Annotated in this window: 15 protein-coding genes and 1 other RNA gene; 6 read left to right on the top strand and 10 right to left on the bottom strand. The window is 62.7% G+C overall.

Going from position 1 to position 17,220, the window contains the following annotated elements:
• Positions 1 to 20 precede the first annotated feature (20 nt).
• The 7 genes from ssrA to ACIPZF_RS10350 all read right to left on the bottom strand — a co-directional run bounded on the left by ssrA (position 21) and on the right by ACIPZF_RS10350 (position 7,922).
• Positions 21 to 412, bottom strand: a transfer-messenger RNA (tmRNA) gene (gene ssrA, locus ACIPZF_RS10380).
• A 98-nt stretch (positions 413 to 510) separates the two neighbouring features.
• On the bottom strand, positions 511 to 804 hold the full coding sequence (locus tag ACIPZF_RS10375) for a hypothetical protein (RefSeq protein ID WP_400798542.1): 294 nt from the start codon (positions 802 to 804) through the stop codon (positions 511 to 513).
• A 195-nt stretch (positions 805 to 999) separates the two neighbouring features.
• Complete coding sequence (locus ACIPZF_RS10370) at positions 1,000 to 1,248, bottom strand: DUF3077 domain-containing protein (RefSeq protein WP_400798540.1); 249 nt, start codon at positions 1,246 to 1,248, stop codon at positions 1,000 to 1,002.
• Between the two features lie 4 nt (positions 1,249 to 1,252).
• Positions 1,253 to 1,522, bottom strand: a complete 270-nt coding sequence (locus tag ACIPZF_RS10365; protein ID WP_400798538.1) for a hypothetical protein — start codon at positions 1,520 to 1,522, stop codon at positions 1,253 to 1,255.
• A gap of 614 nt (positions 1,523 to 2,136) precedes the next feature.
• Positions 2,137 to 4,968, bottom strand: coding sequence for an FAD-binding and (Fe-S)-binding domain-containing protein (locus ACIPZF_RS10360; protein WP_400798535.1), 2,832 nt, complete (start codon positions 4,966 to 4,968; stop codon positions 2,137 to 2,139).
• 74 nt (positions 4,969 to 5,042) lie between these two features.
• On the bottom strand, positions 5,043 to 6,188 hold the full coding sequence (lldD, locus tag ACIPZF_RS10355; protein ID WP_400798533.1) for an FMN-dependent L-lactate dehydrogenase LldD: 1,146 nt from the start codon (positions 6,186 to 6,188) through the stop codon (positions 5,043 to 5,045).
• 63 nt (positions 6,189 to 6,251) lie between these two features.
• Positions 6,252 to 7,922, bottom strand: a complete 1,671-nt coding sequence (locus ACIPZF_RS10350) for a lactate permease LctP family transporter (protein ID WP_400798530.1) — start codon at positions 7,920 to 7,922, stop codon at positions 6,252 to 6,254.
• 255 nt (positions 7,923 to 8,177) lie between these two features.
• Here ACIPZF_RS10350 and ACIPZF_RS10345 point away from each other — a divergent pair, with 255 nt between their 5' ends.
• Positions 8,178 to 8,945: an FCD domain-containing protein gene (locus ACIPZF_RS10345; RefSeq protein ID WP_400798528.1), complete on the top strand. Its 768-nt coding sequence runs from the start codon at positions 8,178 to 8,180 to the stop codon at positions 8,943 to 8,945.
• A gap of 123 nt (positions 8,946 to 9,068) precedes the next feature.
• Here ACIPZF_RS10345 and smpB read toward each other — a convergent pair whose 3' ends face one another.
• Positions 9,069 to 9,551 carry an SsrA-binding protein SmpB gene (smpB, locus tag ACIPZF_RS10340; RefSeq protein WP_400798526.1) on the bottom strand — a complete coding sequence of 161 codons (483 nt, stop codon included), beginning with the start codon at positions 9,549 to 9,551 and terminating at the stop codon, positions 9,069 to 9,071.
• 163 nt (positions 9,552 to 9,714) lie between these two features.
• Between smpB and ACIPZF_RS10335 the strand changes: the two genes are divergently transcribed.
• A complete protein-coding gene (locus ACIPZF_RS10335; protein WP_400798523.1) occupies positions 9,715 to 10,149 on the top strand; it encodes a type II toxin-antitoxin system RatA family toxin in 435 nt (144 codons plus the stop codon).
• 61 nt (positions 10,150 to 10,210) lie between these two features.
• Here ACIPZF_RS10335 and ACIPZF_RS10330 read toward each other — a convergent pair whose 3' ends face one another.
• Complete coding sequence (locus ACIPZF_RS10330; protein ID WP_400798521.1) at positions 10,211 to 10,747, bottom strand: outer membrane protein assembly factor BamE; 537 nt, start codon at positions 10,745 to 10,747, stop codon at positions 10,211 to 10,213.
• Between the two features lie 97 nt (positions 10,748 to 10,844).
• Here ACIPZF_RS10330 and fur point away from each other — a divergent pair, with 97 nt between their 5' ends.
• Positions 10,845 to 11,249 carry a ferric iron uptake transcriptional regulator gene (gene fur, locus ACIPZF_RS10325; RefSeq protein ID WP_046788147.1) on the top strand — a complete coding sequence of 135 codons (405 nt, stop codon included), beginning with the start codon at positions 10,845 to 10,847 and terminating at the stop codon, positions 11,247 to 11,249.
• 194 nt (positions 11,250 to 11,443) lie between these two features.
• Here fur and recN read toward each other — a convergent pair whose 3' ends face one another.
• On the bottom strand, positions 11,444 to 13,117 hold the full coding sequence (gene recN / locus ACIPZF_RS10320; protein ID WP_400798518.1) for a DNA repair protein RecN: 1,674 nt from the start codon (positions 13,115 to 13,117) through the stop codon (positions 11,444 to 11,446).
• Between the two features lie 191 nt (positions 13,118 to 13,308).
• On the opposite strand from recN, the gene grpE reads away from it, so the two are divergent.
• The 3 genes from grpE to dnaJ all read left to right on the top strand — a co-directional run bounded on the left by grpE (position 13,309) and on the right by dnaJ (position 17,213).
• Positions 13,309 to 13,863 (top strand): nucleotide exchange factor GrpE, encoded by a 555-nt coding sequence (gene grpE / locus ACIPZF_RS10315; protein WP_400798516.1) that lies wholly within the window; start codon positions 13,309 to 13,311, stop codon positions 13,861 to 13,863.
• Positions 13,864 to 13,964: 101 nt separating this feature from the next.
• Complete coding sequence (gene dnaK / locus ACIPZF_RS10310; RefSeq protein WP_400798513.1) at positions 13,965 to 15,890, top strand: molecular chaperone DnaK; 1,926 nt, start codon at positions 13,965 to 13,967, stop codon at positions 15,888 to 15,890.
• Positions 15,891 to 16,088: 198 nt separating this feature from the next.
• Complete coding sequence (dnaJ, locus tag ACIPZF_RS10305; protein WP_400798511.1) at positions 16,089 to 17,213, top strand: molecular chaperone DnaJ; 1,125 nt, start codon at positions 16,089 to 16,091, stop codon at positions 17,211 to 17,213.
• Positions 17,214 to 17,220 lie beyond the last annotated feature (7 nt).

Here is a 17,220-nt window from a genome sequence, read left to right as displayed (position 1 = left end):
GACGTCGTTTTTTGATCATTTGGTGGAGCCGGGGGGATTTGAACCCCCGTCCGCCAGTACTCCGCTGTCGGTACTACATGCTTAGCCGTGTCTACTGATTTAATCCGCAGCCGCCCGACGGGCAGGGTGCTTTGGATGAGTTGGGTAAGTTTTAGTCGCTTTGCCCCCAACGTGCTACACGACGATCCTGTTCTGTATGACAATCATTTCGGGTTTACAGGCATCCCCTGATGATTGCTGGAGCCGAAGCTACCAGGAGAGCGGGCTCAGCTGCTTACGCAGCGAGAGCGTAGCCCTCGTAGTTTTCGTCATTGGCAACTATAGAAAGTTGCAACAGTGGATTTACGAGTTCTGTTACCAACTCGGCATGCACCTAGAGTTTCGCTACCGGCGTCGAATCCTAATCGGCCCCACACTCAGCTCTAGCTGACCGTACCTTTCGGCACGTGGGGTGGAGTATACGCGCTAAAGCGGGCGGCGTCGACTGCGGGTTCGGCCGCCCGCTCCAGGTCAGGCACCGCTGCCGCCGGCCGAGCCGCTGCCTTTCTCGGTTTTCTCCAGGCGTTCCAGCACCTTGCTGGTGATGGCGATGCATTCTTTGGTGTCGCCCGAGGCTTGGGCGGCCTTGGCTTTGTCGACTTGTTCGGTCATGGCTTTGTCCAGGCCTTCGGAGGTGGCGCCGGCGGTGGCCATGCTATCGTCGATTTTCTGCAGGTTGATGGTGCACAGGTCTTCGGCGGCGAACACCGGGGAAGCCAGGAGGGTGGCGGCCGCGAAGAGGGCCGAAAGCGCGGTACCTTTCATGGGTGTCTCCTTGAAGGCCTCTGGAAGGTGGGCCTGTAAGGGTGGACTGTTGGGGGTTGGCCAGGGTTCCATTGAGATAGTGGCTAGGCGGCATGATGGGTGATGCGGGATGTTGCGGGCGAGGGCTTTGCCCTCGATTCGCGGGCAAGCCCGCTCCCACAGGGAATTGTGCTGGGCTGTGGGAGTGGGTGGGGTTTAGTGCGGTTTGGTCAGGCTGCGTTCCATGTCATCGATCAGTGCTTTGGCCATCTCGCTGAGGATCCGTGCGGCGCTGCCGGCCTGGCGGTCGTTTTCCATTTCGGCTTCGGTGGTGAGGTGGCGGATGCAGCCGAGCAGGACGGACAGCTGGCTGAAGGCGTGTTCGAAGGGGACGCCGGGTTGCAGGCGGAAGAGGTCGAATGATTCTTTACCGGCGGTGGTGATCTTTTTCAGTTCGTCATTCATAGGGTCACCTTTGCCTTTGCGCATTGTAGAGGTCGGTCAAGGCGTGCTCGATCAGCGCTCGGGAGGTTTCGGAGGCGTGGGCGGCGTTGCTGAGCATGTTGACGCCGGGTTCGCCGTCGTAGGTGCGGCAGTGTTCGTCGATGGTTTCGATGACGCCGCGTAACAGCTCGCTGGCGTGGGCGAGGGCGTCTGGGGTGGGCATGTCGGTGTGGATGGAGAAGTAGGGGTTGGCGATGAGTTTGAGGCGGGGTGGGTCGGGGACGATTTTTTTCATGGTGAAGATCCGATCAAGGCTAAATAAAAGCTGCCCTTCGTCTTCCTCTCACAGAATAGGGTGGCAGCCGAACGCGGGGTGAGAGACCGGCAAAGATCGGCACAAACCGGCCAGGACGAAGCCTGCCCGCGTTGCGGCTGCCATAGCAGTACTGCCGAAATTTGCGGGCTCTCACACCCAAATCGCCAAAATTGACGACTCTGGGAAATTAGCCCTGATGGGTGTGAGCAACAACAGCGAAACGGCAGCGTGGGTCGTAGGATAATTCCCAAAGCATTCAAACCAGAAGCATTTGGTTGCAGGTTCGGAATGATCTGACGTGTGGGCCGGGTGCCTGTCGGGAGATTTTTTGCGCGTGGGAGATCGAGCGCCGCCCGCGCGGCGCATCGCGAGCAACGTCGGGGCGCCGAACCGTCGCTCCTACGTTTGTTTCGGGCCAATTTTGCCTGCGGGTCAGGCGCGCGAACGCCTTGGTGCATGTCTCGATATCGAGGCGTACAAACAAGGCGGCCGCGCGCGTATGTCACTGACCTAACTGGTCGAAAACAAACGTAGGAGCGACGGTTCGGCGCCCCGACGTTGCTCGCGATGCGCCGCGCGGGCGGCGCTCGATCTCAACATCGCTGCAAATCTCCCGGCGGGCGCATGGGCCGGGTAACGCGGTCCACCAGATAAACCAACCCGTGATAATCAATCCCGCTATGGTTGGACAATCCAATCTCACAGGTCCGGCTGGTGGAAATCCCTTCACTGCAATACTGCACGGCGTCCTTCAGGCCACGCAGCGAGTGCGCATTCAGCTCCGGCGTGGTGAAGCCTTTGTCACCGGCAAACCCGCAACAATGAATCCCCTCCGGTATCACCACCTGCTTGCTGCAGCGCCGCACCAGGTCGATCAGTGCCTGGCTTTCACCCAGGTGCTGGGTGCTGCAGGTCACGTGCACGGCCACGGGGTCTTCCTGCGGGGTGAACTCCAGCTTGTCCATCAGATGGGTGCGGATGAAGCGCACCGGGTCGTACAGGTCGAGGCGGGTGTCGCCCAGGTCTTGCACCAGGCGCAGGGTGCAGGGGCTGGTGTCGCAGTAGATCGGGTCGAGGCCGCCGCGGCTGGCGTGCAGCAGGGCGTTGATCAGCTCCTGGCGTTTGTGTTCGGCCTGTTCGGGGTAGCCTTTGGAGGCGAACGGCTGGCCGCAGCAGAGGCTGTCGGGGTTGTCGGGAAAGACGACTTGGTAACCGGCTTTTTCCAGCAGGGCGCGGGTCTTGTCGAGCAGCGAGCTTTGTTCGCGGTCGGCGAAGGCTGGGCCCATCACCCGTGAGACGCAGGCGGCCAGGTACACCACGCGGGGGCGGGCGTCGTTGCTGGCGGGGCCGAAGGCGATGCTGCGCAGGGGCTGCGGCATGGCTGGGGACCATTGCGGCAGGCGGCCTTTGCTGGCCTTGCTGAGCGTGGCGCTCAGGCGGGCCAGGCGCGGGGCGCCGAGCAGCTTGCGGGCGGTGTTGGCGGCGCTGAGGGTGAGGCGGGCGCCGGCCAGGGCGGTGTTGAAATGGTCGGCCAGCCAGTGGGCGGTTTTGGCGTGGTCGGCGGCCTGGCTGCGCAGCTTCTTCACCAACTCGCCGGTGTTGATGCCGACCGGGCAGCGCTGGGCGCACAGGCCGGTGGCGGCGCAGGTGTCGAGGCCTTGGTACTGGTAGGTTTGCAGCAGTTCGCGGGTGTCGATGCCGGCGCGTTTTTTTGCCTGGATGTCGCGCCACATGACGATGCGCTGGCGGGGGCTGAGGGTCAGGCCTTTGGACGGGCACACCGGTTCGCAGAAGCCGCACTCGATGCATTTGTCGACGATCTCGTCGGCGGCGGGCAGTGGCTTGAGGTTTTTCAGGTGGATGTCGGGGTCTTCGCTGAGCACCACGTCGGGGTTGAGGATGCCATTGGGGTCGAGCAGGCGCTTGAGCGTCCACATCAGCTGATAGGCGTCGTGGCCCCACTCCAGCTCCACGAATGGCGCCATGTTGCGGCCGGTGCCGTGCTCGGCTTTGAGCGAGCCGCCGAACTCGACCGCCACCAGCTGCGCCACGTCGTCCATGAAGGCTTGGTAGCGGGCGACTTCTTCGGCGCTGTTGAAGCCTTGGGTGAAGACGAAGTGCAGGTTGCCTTCCAAGGCGTGGCCGAAAATGATCGCTTCGTCGTAGTGGTGTTTGTCGAACAGCTGGATCAGGCGGTTGACGCCTTCGGCCAGTTGCTCGATGGGGAAGGTCACGTCTTCGATGATCACCGTGGTGCCGGTCTGGCGCACGGCGCCGACGGCGGGGAAGGTGTCTTTGCGGATTTTCCACAGCTGGTTGTACACCGCCGGGTCTTCGCTGAAGTCGACCTTTTGCTCCAGCGGATAGTCGGCGATGGCGGCCATGGTTTGTTGTAGCTGTTCGTGCAGCAGCGTCTGGCTGGCGGCGCGGGACTCGATCAGCAGGGCGCAGGCGTTGTCCGACAGGCCTTTTACCCACAGCGGCATGCCCGGCATGTTCTGCACCGAGCGTAGGCTGCGGCGGTCGAGCAGCTCGACGGCGGACACCGGCTGGCGCTTGAGCACGGTGACTGCGCGGCAGCAGCTTTCCACGCTGGGGAACACCAGCAGGGCGCTGGCCTTGTGTGGGTGGTCGGGCACGGTGTCGTAGGTGACGGCGCTGATGAAGCCCAGCGTGCCTTCGGAACCGACCAGCAGGTGCTGCAGGATATCCAGCGGCTGGTCGTAGTCCACCAGGGCGTTGAGTGACAGGCCTGTGGTGTTCTTGAGCCGGTATTTGTGCCGGATGCGGTCGGCCAGTTCGGTGTTGGCGCGGGTTTCGCGGCCGAGGCGGGCGAGGGATTCGAGCAGCTGGGCGTGGGACGTTTCGAAAGCGGCGACGCTGGCCGGGTCTTCGCTGTCCAGGCGGGTGCCGTCGGCCAGCACCAGGCGCAGGCCGGCCAGGGTGTGGTAGGTGTTCTGCGCGGTGCCGCAACACATGCCGCTGGCGTTGTTGGCGACGATGCCGCCGATCTTGCAGGCGTTGATCGAGGCCGGGTCTGGGCCGATCTTGCGTCCGAAGGGGGCCAGCCAGACGTTGGCCTGGGCGCCGATGACGCCGGGTTGCAGGCGGATCTGCTCGCCTTGGCCACGGATTTCCCGGCCGTTCCAGTTATCGCTGAGCACGATCAGCACCGAGTCGCTGATGGCCTGGCCGGACAGGCTGGTCCCGGCGGCGCGGAAGGTCACCGGCACGCGCTCGCGCTGGGCCAAGTGCAGCAGCCCGACCACTTCGTCTTCGGACTCGACGCGCACCACCAGCTTGGGAATCAGCCGGTAGAAACTGGCGTCGGTGCCGAAGGCCAGGGTCGAGGTGGGGTCGTCGAAGCGGCGTTCGGCGGGTATCAGGCGCTCGGCATCACGCAGGAACGCGGCGGGCAGGCTCATGCAGTCTCCTCGCGGGGCCACGGCGTCTGGTGCGCGGTGTGCCCCGGTCATTCAGGCGGTGTTGTTGCAGGCGTTCAAGCGCCCAGTTCGCGGACCAGCGAATCGCGGCTGATCTCGCTGATGGTCTTGGCGCCGGTCAGCACCATGGCAACGCGCATCTCTTTCTCGAACAGTTCGAGCAGTTTTTTCACTCCGGCCTGGCCATGCACGGCGAGGGCCCAGAGGAAGGCGCGGCCGATCAAGACGGTGTCGGCGCCGAGGGCGATCATGCGCACCACGTCGAGGCCGCTGCGGATGCCGGAGTCGGCGAGGATTTTCAGGTCGCCTTTCACTGCATCGGCAATCGCCGGCAAGGCGCGGGCGCTGGACAGCACGCCGTCGAGCTGGCGGCCGCCGTGGTTGGAGACGACGATGCCGTCGGCGCCGAACTTGACTGCGTCACGGGCGTCGTCGGCGTCGAGGATGCCTTTGATGATCATCGGGCCGTCCCAGAATTCGCGGATCCACTCCAGGTCTTTCCACGAGATCGACGGGTCGAAGTTATTGCCCAGCCAGCCGATGTAGTCGGCAAGGCCCGTGGGGTTGCCGCGGTATTTGGAGATGTTGCCCAGGTCGTGCGGGCGGCCCATCACACCCACGTCCCAGGCCCACTCGGGGCGGGTCATGGCTTGCAGCACGCGGCGCATCGGGCCGTTGGCGCCGCTCATGCCGGAGTGGGCATCGCGGTAGCGGGCGCCGGGGACGGGCATGTCGACGGTGAATACCAGGGTTTTCACCCCGGCGGCCTTGGCCCGCTCCAGGGCGTTGCGCATGAAGCCGCGGTCTTTGAGGACGTACAGCTGGAACCACATCGGCCGGTCGATGGCCGGGGCGACTTCTTCGATCGGGCACACCGACACGGTGGACATGGTGAACGGGATGCCATGCGCGGCAGCTGCGCGTGCCGCCTGCACTTCGCCGCGGCGGGCGTACATGCCAGTGAGGCCGACCGGGGCCAGGGCAACGGGCATGCTCAGGGTCTCGTCGAACAGCTTGGTTTCGAGGCTGAGCTCGGACATGTTCTTCAGCACGCGCTGGCGCAGGGCGATGCTGGCCAGGTCCGAGACGTTGTGGCGCAGGGTGTGCTCGGCATACGCGCCGCCATCGGCGTAGTGGAACAGGAAGGGTGGCAGCTTGCGTTGTGCTGCGGCGCGATAGTCGGTGGAGGCGGAAATGATCATGGATTCTCGCAGCGTGGGTTGAAGGAGATGCCGGGCGCGCCTGGGCGCCCGGCCCCTTTCACTTTAGTGATGAACCAGCATGCCGGTCAGCCAATAGGCCTGGACCAGGGTGATCAGGCCGACGATGGTGGCGAAGAACAGGCTGTGCTTGACGGTGAAGCGGAACAGGTCGGATTCCTTGCCGACCAGGCCGGTGGCGGCGCAGGCCACGGCGATCGACTGTGGCGAAATCATCTTGCCGGTCACGCCGCCGCTGGTGTTGGCCGCCACCAGCAGGGTGTCGTTGACCCCGATCTGGTGCGCGGTGGTGGCCTGCAGCGAGCTGAACAGGGCGTTGGACGAGGTGTCGGAGCCGGTCAGGAACACGCCCAGCCAGCCGAGGAACGGCGAGAAGAACGGGAACGCGGCGCCGGTGCCGGCCAGGACCAGGGCCATGGTCGAGGACATGCCCGAGTAGTTGGTGACGAAGGCGAAGGCCAGCACCATGCCGATCGACAGGATTGGCCAGCGCAGTTCCCAGAAGGTCTCTTTGAAAGTGGTCAGACCAGTTTTGAGGTTGATCTTCAGCACCGCCATGGAGATCAGCGCGGAGAGGAAGATCGCCGTGCCGGTGGCGGAGATCGGGTCCAGCTTGAATACGGCTGGCATTGCGGTCGGCGCGGTGACGATCGGGGCGGTCTTGACCACCAACTGGTCGAGGTGCGGGATGGCGAAGTTGAACACGAAGTTGTACATCGCGCCGCCTGGGGCGAAGGCGGCCTTGAATGGTTTCAGGGTCCAGATGGTGACCAGCACGGTGAGGATCAGGAACGGCGACCAGGCTTTGAAGATTTCGCCGAAGCTGTAGGGGCTTGGCTGGCTGCCGCTCGGTTGTACCACGGCGGCGCCGACGCTGCCCTTGGCTTCGGCGAACGCGCGCTTGGGCTGCCACACTTTCAGGAACAGGGTCAGGCTGATCAGGCTGGCCAGGGCCGAGGTGATGTCCGGCAGTTCTGGGCCGATGAAGTTGGAGGTGAAGTACTGGGTCACGGCGAAGCTCAGGCCGGCGACCAGGGCCGCAGGCCAGGTTTCTTTCACACCGCGCAGGCCGTCCATCATGAACACCAGCCAGAACGGCACGAACAGCGACAGCAACGGCAGTTGGCGGCCGGTCATGGCGCCGATGTGGAAGGCGTCGATGCCGGTCACTTGCCCAGCGACGATGATCGGGATGCCCAGGGCGCCGAAGGCTACCGGTGCGGTGTTGGCAATCAGGCACAGGCCGGCGGCGTACAGCGGGTTGAAGCCCAGGCCCACCAGCAGTGCGGCGGTGATGGCCACCGGGGCGCCGAAGCCGGCCGCACCTTCGAGGAAGGCGCCGAAGCAGAAGCCGATCAGCAGCACTTGCAGGCGCTGGTCGTCAGTGATCGACAGCACCGAGCTGCGGATCACCTCGAACTGGCCGCTCTTGACCGTGAGTTTGTACAGGAACACCGCGGCAACGATGATCCATGCGATTGGCCAGAGGCCGTAAAGGAAGCCGTACCCTGCGGCAGCCAGGGCCATGTCGACAGGCATCTGGAAGGCGAAGATCGCCACCAGGATCGACAGTGCCAGGGTGATGCTGCCGGCGACGTGGCCTTTGAGGCGGAACACGGCCAGGGCCAGGAAGAAGAACACGATGGGGATGACCGCCGCCAGTGCGGACAGGCCAAGACTACCAAGCGGGGAATAGAGTTGTTGCCAGGTTTGCATATGGGGTAACCCCTAATTGTTGTTGGTCAGCACTGGCATTGGATAATTGGTAAGACCAATTTACAATGGCTGGTCGCTAGGTTAAAAGCGCAGTTGTGGGTGTGTCAATTTGTCCTGTGCAAAACTTTGGTCGTGTGCCGATGAGCGGGCGGTTGATGGCCTGGGAAAATCGTCAGCTGATGGGTGCTGGCGTGGCGCGGATCGGCGAGAATGGACGCCCCCTGAAATTTGCCGGGGGTTTGTGGAGAGTGAGTGATGGTTTTTGATCAGGTCCGCCAACGGCGCCTGTCCGACGACATCGTCGATCGGTTGGAAGGGATGATCCTGGAAGGCACGCTGACCTCGGGCCAGCGGCTGCCGGCCGAGCGCGCCCTGGCCGAACAGTTCGGCGTGTCGCGGCCGTCACTGCGTGAGGCCATTCAGAAGCTGGTGGCCAAGGGGCTGCTGGTCAGTCGCCAGGGTGGCGGCAATTACGTGGCTGAGTCACTGGGCTCGACCTTCAGCGACCCGTTGCTGCAGTTGCTCGAACACAGTGCCGAGGCGCAGCGCGACCTGCTGGAGTTTCGCCATACGCTGGAAGCCTCGTGCGCGTATTACGCGGCGCAACGGGCCACGGAACCTGATCGGCTCCGCCTCAAGGCCGCGTTCGACAGGCTGCAGGACTGCTATGCGCGGGCTGACGAGGTGACGCGTGCGGAGGAGGGGACGGCGGATGCGCAGTTTCATCTGGCGATTGCCGAGGCGAGCCACAATGCGGTTTTGCTGCATACCATCCGCGGGCTGTTCGACCTGCTCAAGCGCAACGTGGTGACCAACATTGGTGGCATGTACCAGCAGCGCACGGAAACGCGCGACATGCTGATCAGTCAGCACCGTGAGTTGTATCAGGCGATTGTCGAGGGTAGGGCGGAGGAGGCGCGTGAGGTGTCCAGCCGGCACATTCTGTATGTGCAGGAGGTGCTGGAAGAGGCGCAGCATGAAGCGCAGCGGGTGGCGCGGGCAGAGCGGCGCAGCGGGCGCTGAGATTTTTTTGGCAGTGCCGGCCTCTTCGCGGGGCAAGCCCGCTCCCACAGTTCTTGAGCTCGACGCTGTCACTGTGGGAGCGGGCTTGCCCCGCGAAGAGGCCCGCATGAGCAACAGAAAGACTTAGTCTTCCTTGCCCTTGTTGCGCACCGCCCGCTGCAGCTCGCGGTTGGAATCACGCTCGCGCACGGTATCGCGCTTGTCGTATTCCTTCTTGCCCTTGCCCAGCGCGATCTCGCACTTGATCAGGTGCTTGCTCCAGTACAGCGCCAGGGCCACACAGGTGTAGCCCTTCTGCGCCACCGCAGCCTCCACACGCTCGAGCTCGCGCTTGTTCAGCAGCAGCTTGCGCGTGCGGATGGGGTCGGCGATGACGTGGGTGCTGGCGGTGGTCAGCGGGGTGATGTGGCTGCCGAACAGCCAGGCTTCGCCATCCTTGAGCAGCACGTAGCTGTCGGTCAGGTGCGCCTTGCCGGCCCGCAGGCTCTTTACTTCCCAACCGGACAGGACCAGCCCGGCCTCGAACTTGTGTTCGATGAAGTAATCGTGTCGCGCCTTCTTGTTTTGCGCGATGGTCCCGGTCGGATGTTTCTTTTGTTTAGCCATAGGGGCGGCATTATAGGCAAGTCATTGCGTCGTCGGCTACGGGATTTAGGCGCGCTTGAGCCACCGCAATGAATACCGGACAATACAGGCCCTGTCATACGCACAGAACCTGTTTTCGGCACGCTGCGAAGCGCCGCCACCCAGCCTTGGAAGTGACGCCTGGATGACTACCCATATTCAACGCTCCGCCCTGCTGCCGTACCCTGCCCAGGCGCTTTACGATCTGGTCAATGATGTTGCCAGCTATCCCAAATTTCTGCCCTGGTGCTCGGGTTCGACGGTGATCGAAGCCAGCGACACGCACATGCGCGCCAAGCTGGATGTGGCGAAGGGTGGCATGAGCCAGCATTTCGTTACACGTAACGTGCTGGTGCCGGGGCAGTCGATCGAGATGAACCTGGAGGAAGGGCCGTTCACCCAGCTGCATGGTGTGTGGGTGTTCAAGCCGCTGGGTGAGAAGGCCTGCAAGATCAGCCTGGACTTGTCGTTCGATTATGCCGGGTCGATCGTCCGCGCCACCCTCGGCCCGCTGTTCAATCAGGCCGCCAACACCTTGGTGGATGCCTTCTGCCAGCGGGCTAAAGAACTCTACAGCTGACGTTTCGCCCGCCCACAAAAAAGCCCGGACATTGATCCGGGCTTTTTCATGTCGCCGGCAATTACCGCGGCGAAGTTTCCAGTGGTGCTGGGGTCGGGACCGGCGTAGTCTCGATGGTGTCGATTTCGCGCTGGATGGACTCTTCCACCGAACCAGGTTTGGCCGGTTTTTCTGCCGGCTGCGACGCTGGCTGCTCGGGCTGAGTGCCTGGGCTGACCGTGGTGTCGCCGCTGCCACCGAGGATTTCCTGGTCGCGGCTCACACCTGGCATGAAATCGCCCGACAGGCTGACCAGCTGGTCGCTGTCGTTGAAGAAGATGCTCATGCGCTCCTGCTGGCGTTGGCCGCCACCAGGCTGCAAGCTGTACAGGTAGTCCCAACGATTGGTGTTGAACGTATCCTGGAGCAGAGGGTTGCCCATGATAAACCTTACTTGCCGGCGGGTCATTCCGGGGCGTAATTGGTCTATCATGTCCTGCGTGACGACATTGCCCTGCTGGATGTCGATTTTGTAAACCCCGGGAAACGAGCAACCGGCGAGTGCGAGCAGTCCCACGAAGGTGAGGCTGGTTAGCAAGTGCTTGGTGTTGTTTTGCATCGGTGGGCGACTTCCACTATCTTGGCTGGACAACGTAAACCCCGATCATACCCGTATTAAGAGAAGCTGCGAAGCAGCATCGGCGAGAAAGCTGACCATGGTTGAAAATAGCGAATTGCGCAAAGCCGGTCTCAAGGTGACACTGCCTCGAGTCAAGATCCTTCAGATGCTCGATTCGACCGAGCAACGTCACATGAGCGCCGAGGATGTCTACAAGGCGCTGATGGAGGCTGGCGAGGACGTCGGTCTGGCAACCGTTTATCGCGTACTGACCCAGTTCGAGGCTGCTGGCCTGGTGGTACGCCACAACTTCGATGGCGGCCACGCGGTATTCGAGCTGGCGGACGGCGGCCACCACGACCATATGGTCAACGTGGATACCAGCGAAGTCATCGAGTTCATGGACGCTGAAATCGAGCGCCGCCAAAAGGAAATCGTGGCCGAGCATGGCTACGAGCTGGTGGACCATAACCTGGTCCTCTACGTGCGTAAGAAAAAGTAACGATTTCGATCGTTACCAACAACAAAGGCGACCCTAGGGTCGCCTTTGTGCTTTCTGCTGGCTGCAATGGACCCTTCGGAGGACTGCTGTAGGAGCGACTTCAGTCGCGAACACCGGCAGAGCCGGTGCCATCCACCATGTCGATTGCTTCGCGGCTGAAGCCGCTCCCACAGGATATGTACTCCAGTGGGGCTTCAAGCCTTGCCGCTGACCACCATCTTGCGCGCATGCGCCAGCGATTCCTTGGTCAGGTCGATGCCGCCCAGCATTCGCGCCACTTCTTCTACCCGCTCCCGCTTGCCCAGATTGGCCACGGCGGTGTGGGTGGTATCGCTGTTGCGCACTTTGTGCACGAACAGATGGTGATGCCCCTGCGCCGCGACCTGTGGAAGATGCGTGACGGTCAGCACCTGGCCGCGTTCACCCAGCCGGCGCAGCAATTGGCCGACGATCTCTGCGGTAGGGCCGCCGATGCCCACATCGACCTCGTCGAACACCAGCGTTGGAATGCGCGAGGTCTGCGCGGTGATCACCTGAATCGCCAGGCTGATGCGTGATAGCTCACCGCCCGAAGCGACCTTGGCCAAGCCTTTGAGCGGCTGCCCGGGGTTGGCGCTGACCAGCAGTTCGATCTGCTCAAGGCCATGTGGCGAAGGGTCGTTGCCTTCATTTGGCGTCAGTTCGATGCAGAAGCGACCGCCCGGCATGCCCAGGCGCTGGATTTCCTGCTCCACCGCAATGGCCAGCTGCTGCGCCGCCTGCTGGCGCAAGGCGCTCAGCTCAGTGGCTCGTTCCTGATAATGCTGGGCAAAGGCGGTCAGCTCCTCGCCAAGGCGCTCGACTGACTCGTCGCTGGCATTCAGGCCTTCCAGCTCATCCATCAACTGTTGCTGCAGGTGGGGCAGCTCGGTCGGGTGCACGCGGTGTTTGCGCGCCAGGGTGTAGATGGTGTCGAGGCGCTCTTCCAGGGCTTGCAGGCGCATGGGGTCGGCGTCGAAGTTGTCGAGGAAGCGGTTGAGTTCGCCGATCGCTTCCTCGATCTGGATCTGCGCACTGGCGATCAGGTTAGAGGCCTCGCCCAGGGCTTTTGGCGTGTTGGCGGCGGCGCCCAGGCGGTTGAGGCTGGTGGTGAGGGCGGCGAGCACATTGCCCGAGTCGCTCTCGCTGCACTGGTCGATGACCTGGCGGCAGATGCCGAACAGGGCCTCGGCGTTGGTCAGGTTCTTGTGCTCTTGCTCCAGCTGCTCCAGTTCGTTTTCACCCAGGCCGAGGTTGTCCAGTTCTTCGAGCTGATAGCTGAGCAACTGGTGGCGGGCGCGTTGCTCGTCGCCGGAATTGGACAGGCGCTCCAGCTCCAGGCGGGTTTGATTCCAGCGCTTGGCGGCCAGCTGCACCTGGCGCGCCAGGTCGATGGCGCCGGCGTACTCGTCGAGCAGGCGGCGGTGGGTGTCGGTCTTGAGCAGCGACTGGTGTTCGTGCTGGCTGTGGATGTCAATCAGCAGCTCGCCGAGCGCCTTGAGATCGCCCAGCGGGCAGGGCGTGCCATTGATATAGCCGCGGCTGCGGCCTTCGGCGGTGATGACCCGGCGCAGGATGCACAGGCCTTCGTTGGCCAGGTCGCGCTCGGCCAGCCAGGTATGGGCTTCGGGGATGTCCACCAGGTCGAAGGTGGCCAGGATATCCGCCTTGTCCGCGCCGGGGCGCACCACGCCGCTGTCGGCGCGGTCGCCCAGGGCCAGGCCGAGGGCGTCGAGCATGATCGACTTGCCGGCGCCGGTCTCGCCGGTGATGACGGACATGCCGCGGGCAAGTTCGAGGTCGAGGTGCTCGACGATGGCGTAGTTATGAATGGACAGGTGCACCAGCATTGGGGCGGCTCCCGAAGATCAAGTCTGGTTATTTATACAGTACTTTTTTCGGCTCTGCCAATGCCCTCCGGCAGATTGTTTGCCTGCCCTTTAAAGCCGCTTGCCCCTTGAAGCTGGTTTTTCCGGCCCCATATAGCCGGCAGACACGGCGAGCTTTGCTCGTACCACAGAAATTGCGCAGGAGAGACCTCATGGCTGACGAACAGCTGAAAGATCAAGACCTTAACCCCGAAGAGACTGGTGCAGTGGATAACGGCGCCCGCGTTCAGGAGCTCGAGGAGCAGCTGGCCGCCGCCAAGGATCAATCCCTGCGTGTCGCCGCCGAAGCGCAGAACAGCATTCGCCGCGCCGAACAGGAAGTCGACAAGGCCCGCAAGTTTGCCCTCGAGAAGTTCTCGGGCGACCTGCTGCCGGTGATCGACAGCCTGGAAATGGCCCTGACTCACCTCAACCCTGAGGACGAGCAGGCCAAGAAAACTCGCGAAGGCGTCGAGCTGACCCTGAAGATGTTCCAGGACACCCTCAAGCGCTACAACCTCGAAGCCATCGACCCGCACGGCCAGCCATTCAACCCTGAGCACCACCAGGCGATGGCCATGCAGGAAAACGCCGAGGTCGAGCCGAACAGCGTGCTGAACGTGTTCCAGAAGGGCTACCTGCTCAACGGCCGCCTGCTGCGCCCCGCCATGGTGGTGGTCAGCAAGGCGCCAGCCGCGGCGCAACCTTCTATCGATGAGAAGGCTTGAAATCCGTTTGGGCAACCCCATCTAGGTGTCAAGCATTCAAGTATTACCGCAGTTGGCCAATGTAGCCGCTGCCACCTAATTCAAGTTTCGGGAGAGATAACATGGGCAAAATCATCGGTATCGACCTGGGGACCACCAACTCGTGCGTCTCCATTCTGGAAAACGGTAACGTCAAGGTCATCGAAAACGCCGAAGGCGCGCGTACCACCCCTTCGATCGTGGCCTACGCCAACGACGGCGAGATCCTGGTTGGCCAGTCGGCCAAGCGCCAGGCCGTTACCAACCCGCACAACACGCTGTTCGCAGTGAAGCGCCTGATCGGCCGCCGCTTCGAAGAAGATGTCGTGCAGAAAGACATCAAGCTGGTGCCATACAAGATCGTTAAAGGCGGTAACGGCGACGCTTGGGTACAAGCCGCCGGCAAGGACATGGCGCCACCACAGATCAGCGCCGAAGTGCTGAAAAAGATGAAGAAGACCGCCGAAGACTACCTCGGCGAGCCAGTCACCGAAGCGGTCATCACCGTTCCGGCCTACTTCAACGACAGCCAGCGCCAGGCCACCAAAGACGCCGGCCGCATCGCAGGTCTGGACGTCAAGCGCATCATCAACGAGCCGACCGCCGCTGCACTGGCTTACGGCATGGACAAGGCCAAGGGCGACCACACTGTCATCGTTTATGACCTCGGTGGTGGTACCTTCGACGTTTCGGTCATCGAAATCGCCGAAGTCGACGGTGAGCATCAGTTCGAAGTACTGGCTACCAACGGCGACACCTTCCTGGGTGGCGAAGACTTCGACATGCGCCTGATCGACTACCTCGTCGACGAGTTCAAGAAAGAGTCCGGCATGGACCTGAAGAACGATCCACTGGCCCTGCAGCGTCTGAAAGAAGCTGCTGAAAAAGCCAAGATCGAGCTGTCCTCGGCGCAGTCGACCGATGTCAACCTGCCGTACATCACTGCAGACGCCACCGGTCCTAAGCACCTGAACGTGAAGATCTCCCGTGCCAAGCTGGAGTCGCTGGTAGAAGACCTGGTCAACCGTACCATCGAGCCTTGCCGCATCGCCCTGAAAGACGCCGGCATCGACGCCAGCAAGATCGACGACGTGATCCTGGTCGGTGGCCAGACCCGTATGCCGATGGTGCAGAAGGCCGTTGCCGACTTCTTCGGTAAAGAAGCGCGCAAGGACGTCAACCCGGACGAAGCCGTTGCAATGGGTGCTGCGATCCAGGGCGCCGTTCTGGCCGGTGACGTGAAGGACGTGCTGCTGCTGGACGTCAGCCCGCTGACCCTGGGTATCGAAACCATGGGCGGCGTGATGACTCCGCTGATCGAGAAGAACACCACCATCCCGACCAAGAAGTCGCAGGTGTTCTCGACTGCCGACGACAACCAAGGCGCCGTGACCATTCACGTGCTGCAGGGTGAGCGTAAGCAGGCTGCACAGAACAAATCGCTGGGCAAGTTCGACCTGGCTGACATCCCGCCAGCACCGCGTGGTGTTCCGCAGATCGAAGTGACCTTCGACATCGACGCCAACGGCATCCTGCATGTCGGCGCCAAAGACAAGGCCACCGGCAAGGCTCAGTCGATCGTGATCAAGGCCAACTCCGGCCTGTCCGACGAAGAAATCGAGCGCATGGTGCGTGACGCCGAGGCCAACGCCGAGGAAGACCGCAAGTTCGAAGAGCTGGCCGCTGCCCGTAACCAGGGTGACGCGCTGGTTCACTCGACCCGCAAGATGGTCGCTGACGCCGGTGACAAGGTCACTGCCGAAGAGAAGACTGCCATCGAAGCGGCCGTGGTTGCCCTGGAAGCCGCTGTCAAAGGCGACGACAAGGCTGCCATCGACGCCAAGGTCGAAGAGCTGTCCAAGGTCTCTGCCCCGGTAGCCCAGAAGATGTACGCCGAGCAGTCGGCCGAGCAGCCTCAGGGCGGCGCTCAGCAGGCCGAGCCGGAAGCCAAGCACGATGACGTGGTTGACGCCGAGTTCGAAGAAGTCAAAGGCGACGACAAGAAGTAATCGTTGCATGTTGTCGGCCAGCTCACCGGCGTTTGTCGGTGAGCTGGTAGGATGTCGCCGCGCGGGGGCTTGCTCCCGCGTTGGCGTATCTGGAATTCGAGAATTTTTACAGTATTTGTCTGCTGCCTCGCGTGGTTCGCGGGCAGGTGCTGATGGCGCGGCGCGGATGCCGAACGCCCAACAAGGTGCAAATGACCTATGTCCAAGCGTGATTATTATGAGGTCCTGGGTGTCGAGCGCGGCGCCAGTGAAGGTGACCTGAAAAAGGCCTATCGCCGCCTGGCGATGAAGTATCACCCGGACCGCAACCCGGGCGATAAAGAGTCGGAAGACAAGTTCAAGGAGGCCAACGAGGCCTACGAAGTGCTGTCCGACGCCAGCAAGCGCGCCGCGTTCGATCAGTACGGCCATGCCGGCGTCGACCCAAGCATGGGTGGCGGCGGTGCGGGCTTCGGTGGCGCCAACTTCTCCGACATCTTCGGCGACGTATTCAGCGACTTCTTCGGCGGTGGCCGTGGCGGTGGCCGTGGTGGCGCCGCGCGCGGCAGCGACCTGCGCTACACCCTGGAGCTGAACCTGGAAGAAGCCGTGCGCGGCACCACGGTCAGCATCCGCGTACCGACACTGGTCAACTGCCAGCCTTGTGACGGCAGCGGTGCGAAAAAGGGCTCGACCCCGTCCACCTGCCCAACCTGCGGCGGCATCGGCCAAGTGCGCATGCAGCAGGGCTTCTTCTCGGTGCAGCAGACCTGCCCGCGCTGCCATGGCCAGGGCAAGATCATCACCGACCCTTGCAGCTCGTGCCACGGCGAAGGCCGTGTCGAGGAATACAAGACCCTGTCGGTCAAGGTGCCGGCTGGCGTCGATACCGGCGACCGCATTCGCCTGTCCGGCGAAGGCGAGGCGGGTACCCATGGTGGCCCGACTGGCGACCTGTATGTGGTCATCAACGTGCGCGAGCACGAGATCTTCCAGCGTGACGGCAAGCACCTGTACTGCGAAGTGCCGATCAGCTACACCGATGCTGCCTTGGGTGGCGAGCTGGAAGTGCCGACCCTCGATGGTCGCGTGAAGCTGAAGATCCCGGAAGGCACCCAGACCGGCAAGCAGTTCCGCTTGCGTGGCAAGGGCGTCGCGCCGGTACGTGGCGGTGGCGCGGGCGACCTGCTGTGCCGTGTGGCGGTGGAAACCCCGGTCAACCTCAGCCGTCGCCAGCGCGAGCTGCTTGAAGAGTTGCGTGACTCGCTCGAAGGCGACAGCTCCCACTCGCCAAAAGCCAGTGGCTGGTTCGATGGCGTGAAGCGCTTCTTCGGCGATCTCTGACAAGGAC

Source organism: Pseudomonas sp. NPDC089752 (genome assembly GCF_044748725.1).
Classification (GTDB): domain Bacteria; phylum Pseudomonadota; class Gammaproteobacteria; order Pseudomonadales; family Pseudomonadaceae; genus Aquipseudomonas.
The sequence above is the reverse complement of the archived record's forward strand: the minus strand, read 5'-3'. Positions and strand labels throughout refer to the sequence as shown.